The sequence below is a fragment of the Chryseobacterium glaciei genome, assembly GCF_001648155.1.
In the GTDB taxonomy this organism is placed as follows: domain Bacteria; phylum Bacteroidota; class Bacteroidia; order Flavobacteriales; family Weeksellaceae; genus Chryseobacterium; species Chryseobacterium glaciei.
Map to the genome: position 1 here is coordinate 361,063 of NZ_CP015199.1, position 13,331 is coordinate 374,393.

General features: G+C 33.7%; 12 protein-coding genes. 5 read left to right on the top strand and 7 right to left on the bottom strand.

Annotation, left to right across the window (positions count from 1 at the left end):
- Positions 1-17: 17 nt before the first annotated feature.
- The 3 genes from porT to A0O34_RS01615 are packed head-to-tail and all read right to left on the bottom strand — an operon-like array spanning position 18 to position 2,101.
- Entirely contained in the window at positions 18-800 is a 783-nt protein-coding gene (gene porT / locus A0O34_RS01605) for a type IX secretion/gliding motility protein PorT/SprT (RefSeq protein ID WP_066750526.1), read from the bottom strand.
- Positions 801-803: 3 nt separating this feature from the next.
- Entirely contained in the window at positions 804-1,535 is a 732-nt protein-coding gene (gene ubiE / locus A0O34_RS01610) for a bifunctional demethylmenaquinone methyltransferase/2-methoxy-6-polyprenyl-1,4-benzoquinol methylase UbiE (protein ID WP_066750529.1), read from the bottom strand.
- A complete protein-coding gene (locus tag A0O34_RS01615) occupies positions 1,532-2,101 on the bottom strand; it encodes a hypothetical protein (protein ID WP_066750532.1) in 570 nt (189 codons plus the stop codon). Before A0O34_RS01615 ends, ubiE begins: the two co-directional genes overlap by 4 nt.
- A gap of 102 nt (positions 2,102-2,203) precedes the next feature.
- Here A0O34_RS01615 and A0O34_RS01620 point away from each other — a divergent pair, with 102 nt between their 5' ends.
- Positions 2,204-3,271: a 3-oxoacyl-ACP synthase III family protein gene (locus A0O34_RS01620; RefSeq protein WP_066750535.1), complete on the top strand. Its 1,068-nt coding sequence runs from the start codon at positions 2,204-2,206 to the stop codon at positions 3,269-3,271.
- 66 nt (positions 3,272-3,337) lie between these two features.
- Positions 3,338-4,543, top strand: a complete 1,206-nt coding sequence (locus A0O34_RS01625; RefSeq protein WP_066750538.1) for a metallophosphoesterase — start codon at positions 3,338-3,340, stop codon at positions 4,541-4,543.
- A 322-nt stretch (positions 4,544-4,865) separates the two neighbouring features.
- Here A0O34_RS01625 and A0O34_RS01630 read toward each other — a convergent pair whose 3' ends face one another.
- Positions 4,866-5,594, bottom strand: a complete 729-nt coding sequence (locus tag A0O34_RS01630; protein ID WP_228394339.1) for a polysaccharide deacetylase family protein — start codon at positions 5,592-5,594, stop codon at positions 4,866-4,868.
- A gap of 109 nt (positions 5,595-5,703) precedes the next feature.
- On the bottom strand, positions 5,704-6,669 hold the full coding sequence (locus tag A0O34_RS01635) for an NAD-dependent epimerase/dehydratase family protein (protein WP_066750542.1): 966 nt from the start codon (positions 6,667-6,669) through the stop codon (positions 5,704-5,706).
- Positions 6,670-6,762: 93 nt separating this feature from the next.
- On the opposite strand from A0O34_RS01635, the gene ggt reads away from it, so the two are divergent.
- The 3 genes from ggt to A0O34_RS01650 all read left to right on the top strand — a co-directional run bounded on the left by ggt (position 6,763) and on the right by A0O34_RS01650 (position 11,281).
- Positions 6,763-8,451: a gamma-glutamyltransferase gene (ggt, locus tag A0O34_RS01640; RefSeq protein ID WP_066750544.1), complete on the top strand. Its 1,689-nt coding sequence runs from the start codon at positions 6,763-6,765 to the stop codon at positions 8,449-8,451.
- A gap of 437 nt (positions 8,452-8,888) precedes the next feature.
- Positions 8,889-9,677, top strand: coding sequence for a PhzF family phenazine biosynthesis protein (locus A0O34_RS01645; protein WP_066750547.1), 789 nt, complete (start codon positions 8,889-8,891; stop codon positions 9,675-9,677).
- Between the two features lie 323 nt (positions 9,678-10,000).
- Positions 10,001-11,281, top strand: coding sequence for a dicarboxylate/amino acid:cation symporter (locus tag A0O34_RS01650; RefSeq protein ID WP_066750550.1), 1,281 nt, complete (start codon positions 10,001-10,003; stop codon positions 11,279-11,281).
- Positions 11,282-11,567: 286 nt separating this feature from the next.
- On the opposite strand, the gene A0O34_RS01655 is transcribed toward A0O34_RS01650, so the two are convergent.
- On the bottom strand, positions 11,568-12,419 hold the full coding sequence (locus A0O34_RS01655) for a diacylglycerol/lipid kinase family protein (RefSeq protein WP_066750553.1): 852 nt from the start codon (positions 12,417-12,419) through the stop codon (positions 11,568-11,570).
- 75 nt (positions 12,420-12,494) lie between these two features.
- Positions 12,495-13,307: an RsiV family protein gene (locus A0O34_RS01660; protein WP_066750556.1), complete on the bottom strand. Its 813-nt coding sequence runs from the start codon at positions 13,305-13,307 to the stop codon at positions 12,495-12,497.
- Positions 13,308-13,331: the final 24 nt, after the last annotated feature.

The window sequence follows — 13,331 nt, forward strand, 5'->3', positions numbered from 1 at the left end:
TTTTTAAGCTTATTTTCTTATTCAAATTTCAATACAAAGAATACAGCTCTTGTTTGCAGTGTAGACATTGCAGCCGTCCAATAAGGCGGTGTATTGGCATTATCTGCCACCAACTCGTTGTTCATGATGAATGTTCCTCTGATCGCAGGCGTCAATTTAAATTTATTGAAATAAAACTGAATACCCATCTCAGCAGACCAAGCAAAATTATGCGTTGTAGATCTGAATACCTGTTGCAGGTTATCATCCGTAGAATCCGAATTAGACTGTAAATTCACAATATAATTCACCCCAGCAGCAACATAAGGTCTTGAGTTGTACCATCTTTGACCATGAAGTTCCAACATTACAGGAATATCAACCAAAGTAGATTTGATCTGTCTTGTTCTGTCTTTATCATTCAACGGAATTGGAATAAAAGGTGCATTCGTCAAAGTTCCCGCAGCGTACTGGTCGTTTGATTGTGTATTAAAAGTTAATTCCCTCTGAGCAAATTGCAAGCCTGGTTCAACTTTTAGATCCAAATAATCGTTCAGTCTCCATTTTGCGATCAAACCCGCTCCGAAGCTTTTACTATTTTTAGATGTAACAAGATTTTGGTTCCCTTCCATACCGTATCTTGGGTTAAGTACTATACGGTAGTCTACTATATTACCATTTAAATAAAACCCCCAACTGAATATCTGCTGGTCAAAATCTTCCAACTTGTCCATTCTGTTTCGGGTTCTAAATTGCGCGTCTGCAAAAACAGCAATATTTACTGAGGCTAAAACCAGTGCTTTTAATAGAAATTTATTCATAGGTTACTTTGTTGCTTTATAAATTGTGGCTATACCTAAACTTAGTTTTTTATATTCAACTTTTTTAAATCCTGTATCTAAAAGAATTTGTCTCATCTTTTCCCCGAAAGGAAAAGCATTAACAGAATCCGGAAGGTATGTGTATGCCCTATTATCTTTAGAAACCAATCTGCCGATGGCAGGTAATATATTTTTGAAATAAAACATATAAAATGGTGCTAAAAACCCCTCAACCTTTGAAAACTCCAGTATGTAAACACTCTTGTTATCCTTAACTACCCTTCTTAACTCTGCTAAACCTTTTGTAAGGTTCTCAAAATTCCTTACTCCAAATGCAACGGAAACAGCATCGAATCTATTGTCCTCGAAAGGTAAATTTTCTGCATCCCCTTTTTGCATGGAAATTTTGCCGTCTAATTTAAGTTTTTTTATTTTAATAACGCCAACATTTAACATTTGTTGCGATAAATCCAAACCAATTACTTTTGCATTGGTTCCTTTTTCAATAGTAATTGCCAGATCTCCCGTTCCAGTAGCCACATCCAGCACTTCCTGCGGGTTATCTTTTTTCATCATATTTACCAATGTATTTCTCCACAAAACATCAATTTTCATGGATAAAACATGATTCAAAAGATCATATTTCGGTGCAATATTGTCGAACATATCCTCTACCTGGCTCTTTTTTGTAGCCTCAGAATTGTAGGGCGTCACTTTGTTGATATCGTTTGTCAAAACTTGTAATATTCTTTATAATAATTAAGGAAATCTTGTTTTCTGAAGATCTTTGATCTTGATTCTACCTGCTGTACATTTTTGATCATTTTATCATAATCTTCATCTACATTATAGTAAAAATCGTCTGTATAAAGCTTATTGAAGCGTTTTGGCGCCCCAAAATACTGCTTTCCGTCTATAACGGTCTTATCCAGCGCCAAAAGTAATGAATCTTTTTTAAGATTGTACCCATAATATTGACGATTAACATAATAATCTTCATGAGCAATATTCAAAAGCCCACGGATTTTATTCACTTCAAATGCAGAATCATAGAGTAATTTCTTATTCTGATCAAAAACTTTGATGGCATTTTTACCCTGTTTAAGATCCACATGCACAAACTGTCCTGCGGAAATAATTCCTTCAGAACCGTTATTAATCTTGTAATAATAGGTATTGGGGGTAGGATTATCTACTAAGTAATAATTTTTCTTAGCTAAAAAGAAGAAGTAAATCCCAAAGGCCATCATAAACACCACAACAGCAATCGCTAAACCTTTTAAAGATGGATTATTTTTCATAGATTGTAAAGTACAATTTTTGCAAATTTAATAATATTTTTAATTCTTTCTTATTAATATTAATTATTAACTTTGCGTCTTTAAAAAAAATCATTTAAACGAATGCCGAATACAATCATTATTGGTTCCGGATCTTATATTCCTAATAGAGTTATTGGTAGAGACTATTTCATGGATGCTGAGTTCTATACGGATGAAGGTGAAAAAATAGAAAAACCTACAGAAGAAATCATCTCAAAATTTGTAGAAATTACAGAAATTGAAGAACGTAGGTATATTGAAGACGATAATTCTAACTCAAGGATTGGTTACGAGGCATCCAAAATTGCCATTGAAGATGCAAAAGTAAATCCCGAGGAAATTGATTACATCATTTACGCAAGTAATTTTGGTGAGGTGAGTACAGCTGGTCTTGTGAATTTCATGCCAACGATGGCTGCTAGAGTAAAAAACCACTTAGGCATCAGAAACAGAAAGTGTATTACTTATGACATGATTTTCGGATGTCCGGGATGGGTGGAAGCAATGATTTTGGCTGATAATTTAATTAAAGCTAACGTTGCCAAGACAATTCTAGTTGTTGGCAGTGAGACTTTAAGCCGCGTTACAGATCCTTACGACAGAAATAAAATGATTTTTGCAGATGGAGCCGGAGCAGTTGTTGTAATAGCTACTGAAGAAGAAAATGTGGGAATCATTAACCACAATACAATCTGTGATAACGGTCCTGAACTTGATTATTTAGTAAGCGCAGGTTCTCTTAATAAAGAAGCAGATCAGGAAAAATTTTACATCAGAATGCTTGGAAGGAAAATTTATGAGTACGCTCTTAAAAACGTTCCTGTAGCTGTAAAAGAAACGATTGATGATGCAGGACTTTCTATTGAAGATATTGATAAAATATTAATTCACCAGGCAAACGCTAAAATGGATTATGCAATGATCGAAAGAATTCACAGGCTTTATCATGTGAAAGATTATGATCATTCAATCTCTCCTATGACGATCCAGAAGCTGGGAAATTCTTCCGTAGCAACAATTCCTACATTATTTGATTTAATAATTAAAGGAAAACTGGAGGGTCATTCGTTTAAAGATAAAGGTAACATTGTTATGGCTTCGGTTGGTGCCGGAATGAACATCAATGCTATCGTTTATAGATTTCCTTAAGAATATTTAATTAAAAATATAAAAAGCACAGGGAAGTTATTCTTTGTGCTTTTTTTAAACATTATTATGCAAAGAAATTTTTTATTTATTGCCGCGATCTTCTTATTTTTAGAAGTCTATATCTACCAGGCAATAAGAACGTTAACGGATAACTCATGGATAAGAGCCGGATATTGGATTGTATCTTTGGCTGTTTACGGATTTTTCGCCTACGAAGTTTCCCACTTCCAAAGATCGGATAGAAGTACGGTGAGGGCGCAAATCATGATCTCTTTATTTTTAATCTTTATTTTACCTAAAATTTTTATCGTTCTGTTTTTATTGATTGATGATATTTTCAGAACAGGAGGTTACTTAATTGGGCTAACGAGGCCAACTGAGAACTTTTTCCCAGAAAGAAGAAAGTTTTTAAGCATTATGGGACTTGGTTTAGGAGGTGTACTTTCGGCATTGTTTATTGATGGAATCACTTTTGGAAAATACCGTCATAAAGTAAGAAGAGTGAGAATAAATTTCACCAACCTTCCGAAAAGCTTTAAAGGCTATAAAATCATACAAATCTCAGACGTTCATAGCGGAAGTTTCTCTGATCCAAGTAAATTGGAACATGCAATTGATTTAATTAATGAACAAAACCCTGATTTAGTTCTATTTACAGGAGATATGGTGAATAATATTGCGGATGAGTTCAAACCATTTATTCCTTTATTTTCAAAAATTAAAGCGAAGGATGGCAAGTTTGCCGTTCTTGGAAACCACGATTATGCAGATTACGTAACATGGACTTCATTAGATGCCAAGAAGAAAAATCTTGACACCCTAATCGATTACGAAAAACAAGCAGGCTTCGATATGTTGAGAAACGAACATAGAGTAATTGAGAAAAACGGTGAGAAAATCTACATTTTAGGTGTTGAAAACTGGGGATTAAAACCTTTTCCTCAATTTGGAAAGCTAGACGATGCCTTAAAAGGAGTTCCGGAATCAGCAACAAAAATATTAATGAGCCACGACCCTACCCATTTCGATTACGTGGTTAAAAAACACCCGATAGATGTTCATTTGACACTTTCTGGTCACACACACGGAATGCAATTTGGTTTAGATTTAAAAAATATAAAATGGTCGCCCGTTCAATACCGTTACCCAAAATGGGCTGATTTATATGAAAGTGAAGGAAAAATGCTTTATGTAAACAGAGGATTTGGTGTGCTGGGTTATCCTGGAAGAGTTGGAGTTTTGCCGGAAATTACGCTTTTTGAATTGGCTTAATTTTAAACACAAATAACACTAATTTTTTGCACGAATAACACAAATATTCTTAATCTAAAAAGTTTTAGAGAGTTTTTTTAACGCAAAGATTTTATTTTGAGCATTATATATTTAAGGGAGTAAAGATGAATCAACTTATTGATTTGATTAAACTATCGTTTCAGCTTCGCGAAGCAAATTTATTTGCCTTTGCTATCTAAAAATCAACAGCTTTAATAATTATATCTTTGCGTTTAAATTAATTTTCTAGGCACAAATACATTAATATTTCCACAAATTAAAACACAAACATCTGTGTAAATCTGTGAAATCAGTGGGAAAATTAAAAAATATAATCTTTCATACGAGAAGTCGCCATGTCATTCTCGTTGATCCAGGTAAGGAGGGCATCTAATTTGTCCTCCATTTTTCTGCCCGAAAACAAGCTTCTGTAATATGGAATGTCAAATTGATATTTTTTGAAATCGGTGAACTGCCAAGAATTAAGATAGATCAAAACAAAGTCATCATTCTTCAATGTTTCAAACACCATATTTCTGTAATATTTCATCGGTAAGATCTGAAACATAAAATCATTATACGGCAATTGAAAGTAAGGAGAAATACTTTCCGGAATAATACTCAATCCATCCTCTTCTGTGATCTCTGTATTTCTTTTTAGACGCTTAAAAGGAAAAAGAATATTCGCATTATCGATATTGGAAACATAATTAAATTCCAACAATTTTAAACTTTCCTGAGGTTGCTTAAAATCTTTTTGTCGGATTCCGCGGATCTGTTTTTCGAGAAAATCCTGCGTATTTTTTTTGACATTTTCAATTTCCTGAAGACCGGAATTTTTATTGTAAAAAGCAATTTCATGCCCTTGGGATGAAATTGCTTTTATTAAATTTTTAAGTTTTTCGGCGATAGAAATCTCCACAAAAAAACTTGCTTTTACATCATGAATATCTAAAATTCTAAGAATAGCTTTTGTATTATCTTCTGTAATTTTCAGTCTTTCTTCATCAGTGATTTGAAGGTCGTTTTTCACGCCTGCTTCAATATTCATAATGTTAAAAGTGAATAATATCATTTAAACTAAGTTTTAGATAAAATTTATATTTAATTATTAATCAGATGTTAAAGTATATTTTAATTAAAGCTTAACTTTAGATAAATTAATCTTTACCTAATTTCACTTTAAGATTCTTGATCATGTCTTTAGACATTTCAGAAATTCCGAAATCATAGGTTAATCCCCAATCTTTTTTCGCTACAGAATCATCAATGGATGCCGGCCAAGAATCTGCAATTGCCTGTCTGAAATCCGGTTTATAATCGATCTCAAAACCTGGAATTTCTTTCTTAATTTCTTCTGCCAATTCTTTTGGAGTGAAAGACATTCCACCCAAATTATAAGACGAACGAACCGTTACACTTTCTTTCGGAGCGTCCATTAATTTCAATGTTGCGTTAATTGCATCATCCATATATAACATCGGCATTCCTGTATTTTCAGAAATAAAACTTGTGTATTTTCCTTCTTCAATTGCTTCATAAAAAATCTCCACAGCGTAATCTGTAGTACCTCCACCTGCAGGAGTTTTCCATGAGATCAATCCCGGATATCTGATACTTCTTACGTCTACTCCATACTTATCGAAATAATATTCGCACCATTTTTCACCTGCCATTTTAGAAATTCCGTACACCGTTGTAGGATTTAAAACAACATCCTGCGCTACATTTTCTTTAGGAATTCCTTTCCCGAAAACAGCGATAGAACTTGGCCAAAATATCTTTTTAAGAAGACCTTCTTTTGCCATTTCACAAAATTGAAGAAGAGGTTCAAGGTTTAATTTCCAAGCGAAAATTGGCTGCTTTTCAGAAGTTCCTGACAATAATGAAGCCAAATGATAAACAGTTGTAATGTCGTAATCTTTGATGACCTGCTTTACCAACTGAGTATTTGTAACGTCCATTCTTTCGTAATGACCTGCAGCAGTAATGCCTTTTTGCCATCTGTCTAGTCCAGAAGCCACTACATTTTCTGCACCGTGGATCTCAACAAGTCTATTCGTAAGCTCGGTGCCGATCTGTCCCAAAGCACCCGTAATTAGTATTCTTTCCGTATAGGATTCCATTTTTACTTTTTTATTATGATGATCAAAAGCAAAAATAGAAATTTTAGACCCTATTCTAAAACAAAATTGTAAATTCGATTATAATTTTTAAAAATGAAAAAGTTAATTATTTCGATCATTCTGTTTTCTCATTCGGTTTCAGCACAATACACCGATATCAACATCGTAAAAGAAGTTAAGGTTAAAAATAAAGGAGTTGTTGTTTCTGCGCATCCTTTGGCCAGTGAAGCCGGGGCAAAAATCCTTAAAATGGGAGGAAATGCCTATGATGCAATTACTGCCACACAATACGCTCTAGCCGTTGTCTATCCCCAAGCCGGAAATATCGGCGGTGGTGGATTTTTAGTTGGAGCGAAAAGTAATGGCGAAAAGTTCACTATCGATTACCGCGAAACAGCTCCCAAAAAAGCTTCTAGAGATATGTATCTTGATAAAAACGGTAAAGCAAACACAGATTTATCTCAAAATGGAAGATTAGCAGTTGGAATCCCCGGAAGTATTGCCGGATTTTTTGCGACTTTAAAATATTGTAAACTTCCTATGAATCAAATCATTCAACCAGCAATTGATTTAGCTGAAAAAGGTTTTGCGATTACAGATAAGGAAGCTGATATGTTGAACTCGCAAAGAGAACATTTCCAAAAACATAATAAATCGACTATCCTTTTCGTGAAAGACACCCCGTGGAAAGCCGGAGATCTATTGATACAGAAAGAATTAGCAGAAACTTTAAAACTCATTCAAAAATTAGGAGCTAAAGGATTTTATGAAGGAAAAACTGCCGATCTTTTGATTGCCGAAATGAAAAAAGGAAACGGAATCATCACTTTAGAGGACTTAAAAAACTATAAAGTGGCCGAAAGAAAAGCTTTAGAATTCGATTATAAGGGAAGTAATGTTGTTACGATGCCTTTACCTTCAAGTGGCGGTGTACTTTTAGCTCAAATGTTGAGAATGGCCGCTTTTGAAAATTTAGAAAAGTATCAGCAAAACTCCACTCCCGTCGTACAGATTATGGTGGAAGCCGAAAGAAGAGCGTACGCTGACAGAGCAGAATACATGGGAGATCCTGATTTTATTGAAGATAAAACGTCTTATCTAATCTCTGATGAATATTTAAAAAACAGATGGAAAAGCTTCAGTTTTAATAAAGCAACTCCAAGTTCAGAGGTTGGAAAAATTATTAAACAACCTAAAGAATCAACAGAAACCACCCATATTTCAGTTATTGACAAAGATGGAAATGCAGCAGCAGCAGTAACCACAACTCTTAACGGCTATTACGGCAGCAAAGTATTAGTAACAGGCGCAGGATTCTTTTTAAATAACGAAATGGATGATTTCTCGGTAAAGCCTGGCGTTCCCAATATGTTTGGAGCTGTGGGCGGAGAAGCTAATTCAATTCAACCTAATAAAAGGATGCTTTCTTCCATGACCCCAACTATTATTCTGAAAAACGGAAAACCTTATATGGTTGTTGGAACTCCCGGAGGAACTACAATTCCTACTTCGGTTTATCAGTCTATCGTTGATGTTGTTGATTTTAAATTGAATGCCAATATATCCGTTAATGCTCCGAAATTCCATCACCAATGGCTTCCTGAAACGGTTTCTGTTGAAAATAACTTTCCGGAAGCAACAATTTCAGAATTAAAAGCTAAAAATTATGTGATTGAAAAAGTAAAATATATTGGAAAAACAGAAATGATTCTTATTGATGATACTGCAACTATTCACGCAGTTGCAGATGGTCGTGGAGATGATTCTGTTGCGGTGGAATAATTTTCCTTTGATTATTCTTAGAATCTAAGTTAATAAATGAAGGAAAAATGCTTCGACTGTTTCTTGCTCAGCTTGAAATCACTCAAAATTAACCATCATAACAACAATTGGTATTAGAAGTGTCATGCTGACACGAATTAGTCGAAGTGTCTAAAATATCTATAAAATTTTAAATCGTTCGTTTCAGCGCTACCGTTTAAAATAACAACACACTCATTTATAGTGTGTTGTTATTTTTCCCAATCCTCAAATAGAAATATAGCTACTTATAAACTAATAACACTCAAGTTTGAAATTAATAATTAATTTTACTGAAGGTAGTACCTCGTGATAAATTTACAGGACTGAATATTTTTGAAATCACTGTTATTTAAGGAAAACTACATCATCAAAAATTAATTGCAACACATTTATAGTTAATAAAAATAAAACGGAAAATGAAATATGACATTTATCAAATCGATGCTTTTACAAACAAGACCTTTGGAGGAAATCCAGCTTGTGTAGTCCCTCTTGACAACTGGCTGCCAGATGACATATTATTGAAAATAACGAAAGAAAATGCAGTAGCAGAAACGGCTTTTTTTGTTAGCAAGGGCGACAAAATTCATTTACGATGGTTCACACCTGAAATTGAAATGGACCTGTGTGGTCATGCGACTCTTGCAACAGTACACTGCTTAAAGACAATTCTTAACTACAAAAGTGATACAATTGTTTTTGAAACATTAAGTGGTGACTTAACAGTCTTGTGTGATAAAGATCTTTATAAAATGGATTTTCCATCGAGAATGCCATCACCTGACATCCTTCCAAAAAACATTCAAGATTCACTAAATATTAAACCTGAGAAGGTTTTAAAGTCAAGAGATTATGTTTTGGTTTATGACAACGAAACCGATGTGAAAAATATTAAAATTGACAGGCAGTTGTTTGATCAGATCAATCTTGATCCAGGAGGAGTAGTTGTTACAGCAAAAGGTGATAATTGTGACTTCGTTTCAAGATTCTTTACACCTCAGGCATCCATTTTGGAAGATCCTGTAACTGGTTCATCACATTGTTCTTTAATTCCGTATTGGGCAGAAAGACTGAATAAAAAAGAACTATCTGCACGTCAGATTTCTGAACGGATAGGAACTTTATTTTGTGAAGACAAAGATGATCGTGTAATTATTAGCGGGCAAGCAAAAACATATTCTATCGGAAACTTTTGGATAGAATAGCTTATCATCAATAGAAATTAGGTTAAACTTTAAAAATAGTAACAGTCTTAAATCTGTTACTATTTTTTTTATAATCTATTAATACTACATATTCGTAAAGCTTTATAAGATAAGTTGAATCTTCGTTACTTTCCGACTATTATAATTTCCTACTCTAAAGTAACAAAACAGCCCCCTCCGAAATAAGCCGTCATTATACAAAACTCATTTCAAGGATTTTCATTTTATTTCAGCTACGGCGGGCTAAAACTTTTCATGACTTTTGTCATATCTAAAGATAAATTTGCTTAATTTTCAGCCTTTAAAATCATAAACTTTTCGTTTTGAAAGCAAAAAAAATCTATCAGCAGCTTTATTTTCAGGTTATTATCGCAATAATTGCAGGTATTCTTTTAGGCAGATTCTACCCCGAATTGGGTGAAAAAATGAAACCGTTAGGTGATGGCTTTATCAAATTGGTAAAAATGATTATTGCTCCGGTAATTTTCATTACACTAACATTAGGAATCGCTCACATGACAGATTTGAAAAAAGTGGGAAGAATTGCCATAAAAGCAATGATCTACTTCTTTACCTTTTCTACTTTAGCTCTAATTATTGGTTTAATTGTGGGAAATATTTTACAGCCTGGACATGGTTTAAATATTGACCCCGCTACTCTATCAGGAGACGTTTCGCAATATCAGCAAAAGGCTCATGAGACGACTTTAACGGGATTTATGATGAATATTATTCCTGAAACTTTGTTTAGTCCATTGGTTGGGGAAAATATTTTGCAGGTTCTTTTGGTTGCTATTTTAATGGGAACTGCATTGGTTTTAACCAAAGAAAAAAGCCAGAAAATAACAGATTTTTTACAAGATCTTTCAACTCCGATCTTCAAAATCGTTCATATGCTGATGAAATTAGCGCCAATCGGAGCTTTCGGGGCAATGGCTTTCACCATCGGAAAGTATGGACTTCATTCTGTTTTAAACTTAATATTCTTAGTCGGAACCTTTTATATTACTTCTGCCCTTTTTGTGGTTTTAGTTTTAGGAGCCGTAGCGTGGTACAATGGTTTCAGTATTTTCAAATTAATGTATTATTTGAAAGAAGAACTGCTTTTGGTTTTAGGAACAAGCTCTTCAGAATCTGCTCTTCCGGGAATTATGGAAAAGCTTGAAAAAGCAGGGTGTTCAAGAGCAATCGTAGGTTTGGTGGTTCCAACCGGTTATTCTTTCAATCTTGATGGAACCAATATTTATATGACCTTAGCTTCATTATTTATTGCTCAGGCTTTAAATATTGATCTTTCAATTGAGAAACAATTAATCTTACTTTTGGTTGCTATGTTAAGTTCAAAAGGAGCCGCAGGAGTTACTGGAGCCGGATTTGTGACTTTAGCTGCAACATTAGCCGTAGTTCCTGAAATTCCGATTGCTGGAATGACTTTGATTCTTGGAATTGATAAATTTATGAGTGAATGCCGTGCTTTAACAAATGTTATCGGAAATTCTGTAGCGACTGTAGTGGTTGCCAATTGGGAAAAACAATTGGATAAAGATCAGTTACAATATTGCCTCGATCACCCGAATGAGATTGAGAAAAAATTGGAGGTTTGATTTCTTAGGAGCTTAATCCCGCTTTCCACTATATCTTTTTCGCCAACGCTTTTCAAGACCATTTCAGAAAAAGGATGTCGTTGCAATCGGGGCTAGGGTATTTGTCGGAATTTTAAATTATCGTCATAAAAACTTAATACATACTTTGTCATCCTGAAAGGATCTAAGCATAATATTAGAAGATAGTATGGAAAGATTCGCGTATAGATTCCTCCGGAATGACAAACATTATGGTAAAAAGTCTATTAGATTGAGATTGCTTCGTCGCTTCGCTCCTCGCAATGACCTACACCAAAATATTCAAACTCGAAGGCTGAACTTTCACGTGGATCGGCGACTTTATTTTGTTGAATTCTCCGTCCAAATGCCAATTTTTGGTATTTACTTTAAATTCGATCTCTGAGACAGGAAGATAAGTTACATAACTGTCGTCTTTCAATCTTTTTGTAAACATTCGGAAAGCGAAAAGAGCCGAATAGGTCAGCGGAAATTTTTTAACCAAAACCATATCTACCAAACCATCACTTTTGCTCGCATTTGGAGCAATGTAGGCATTATTACCGAACTGACGGGTATTAGCAATATTCAACATTAAATATTTCCCATTGTACTGCTGATATTTTTCATCTGAAAACTTAACTTTGATCGGTTTATAATTAAAGAAAGTTTTAAGCGAAACTTTAATGTAATTTTTGAATCCACGATCGGTTTTTTCAAATTCCTTTACTACTTTTCCATCGAAACCTGTTCCTGAAACATTGATAGAAAGCCTTTCATTAACCGTGAATGTATCTATTTTTCTGGAATTTCTTGCTTTAATCTTCTCTAAAAGCTCATCTAAATTCTTGCTGAATTTTGTTTCATTAGAAAATCCGTTTCCTGAACCTGCTGGAAAAATAGCTAAAACTTTTTCAGTATTGATTAGATTTTTGGCCACCGTAGAAATCGTACCGTCACCACCAATTGCCACAAAAATATCGACTTTATCAAAGTTATTTTGAATAAAATCATCCGTTCCCTGAATAGATTCTGAAACATAATACAGTGGATTTCCAACCTTTTTTATCAGTTCATTAAGAAATGGCTGATAATTTTTCTTGGCCGAAAAAGGATTGATGATAAAAGCTACTTTTTCCATTGGTACAAAAGTAAAAAATTGTGCTGTTATTGGGAAGTATTTTAAAATTATTTAATTATAATTCAATAGTAACCTTTATTTGATCATCATTCGGTCTTTAAACTCGAGGTTCAAAGTTCCACTCAAATCATTCCAAGAAACAGGAATTATAATGTCGCCGATTGAATATCCTTTTTTAATTTCATCCTTATTATAGTGAAAATATAGATTATTTTCATCGAAATAAAAGTTTTCCGTTATCGGAATCTTTTCAAGTAACAATGCATTATACTCTTCTACATCATATTTTTTCATCTGTTGCATCATGGTTGTTTTATCAATATTATTACTTAATATCTCGGAAAGTTTGTCTTTCGGAATAGACGTAATGTCCTGAAGTGTTAATTTTTTATTTTCATTGAGGTCAAAAACCTTTTCTGAATAATTATAATAATTACACACACCGCCAACGAACATACTTTCATAATATTGGATATGCAGATATTCATTTTTATTAAACTTAAGATTCATTTGAGAGGTTTTTTCCCACTTTTGCAAGTGTTTTAGATGAACTAATTTATTTACCCCTTTAAGTTTTGTATATAATTCGTTCTTTTTTACTTCCAAATATTTTTTCAAACCTTCTTTAGAAAAATCTTGAATATCCTCTTTTGCATAAATAGTATGAAGTAGTTCTTGATCTTTCAATGTTGGGAATACCAATAATTGTGATGAATATTTCACTGTAATGGAGTCTAGAAGTTTTGTAAAATCTTCTTCTATAACAGAATCAATAGTAAAATTTACAGGAATAGTAGACTGTATATGTTTATTTTTAAAGCCAATCTCTTTACAGGAGAAAAACATTAGAAGTAATAAAGCGACCAAAATAATACCTGTATTTTTCATACGACTGTGTTTGATTTTATAGGT

Bases quoted from the DNA above. Each gene is read 5' to 3' on its own strand.
- porT (WP_066750526.1), bottom strand. From the start codon at position 800: ATGAATAAATTTCTATTAAAAGCACTGGTTTTAGCCTCAGTAAATATT.
- A0O34_RS01655 (WP_066750553.1), bottom strand. From the start codon at position 12,419: ATGGAAAAAGTAGCTTTTATCATCAATCCTTTTTCGGCCAAGAAAAAT.
- A0O34_RS01625 (WP_066750538.1), top strand. From the start codon at position 3,338: ATGCAAAGAAATTTTTTATTTATTGCCGCGATCTTCTTATTTTTAGAA.
- A0O34_RS01635 (WP_066750542.1), bottom strand. From the start codon at position 6,669: ATGGAATCCTATACGGAAAGAATACTAATTACGGGTGCTTTGGGACAG.
- A0O34_RS01645 (WP_066750547.1), top strand. From the start codon at position 8,889: ATGAAATATGACATTTATCAAATCGATGCTTTTACAAACAAGACCTTT.
- A0O34_RS01615 (WP_066750532.1), bottom strand. From the start codon at position 2,101: ATGAAAAATAATCCATCTTTAAAAGGTTTAGCGATTGCTGTTGTGGTG.
- ggt (WP_066750544.1), top strand. From the start codon at position 6,763: ATGAAAAAGTTAATTATTTCGATCATTCTGTTTTCTCATTCGGTTTCA.
- A0O34_RS01620 (WP_066750535.1), top strand. From the start codon at position 2,204: ATGCCGAATACAATCATTATTGGTTCCGGATCTTATATTCCTAATAGA.
- A0O34_RS01630 (WP_228394339.1), bottom strand. From the start codon at position 5,594: ATGAATATTGAAGCAGGCGTGAAAAACGACCTTCAAATCACTGATGAA.
- A0O34_RS01660 (WP_066750556.1), bottom strand. From the start codon at position 13,307: ATGAAAAATACAGGTATTATTTTGGTCGCTTTATTACTTCTAATGTTT.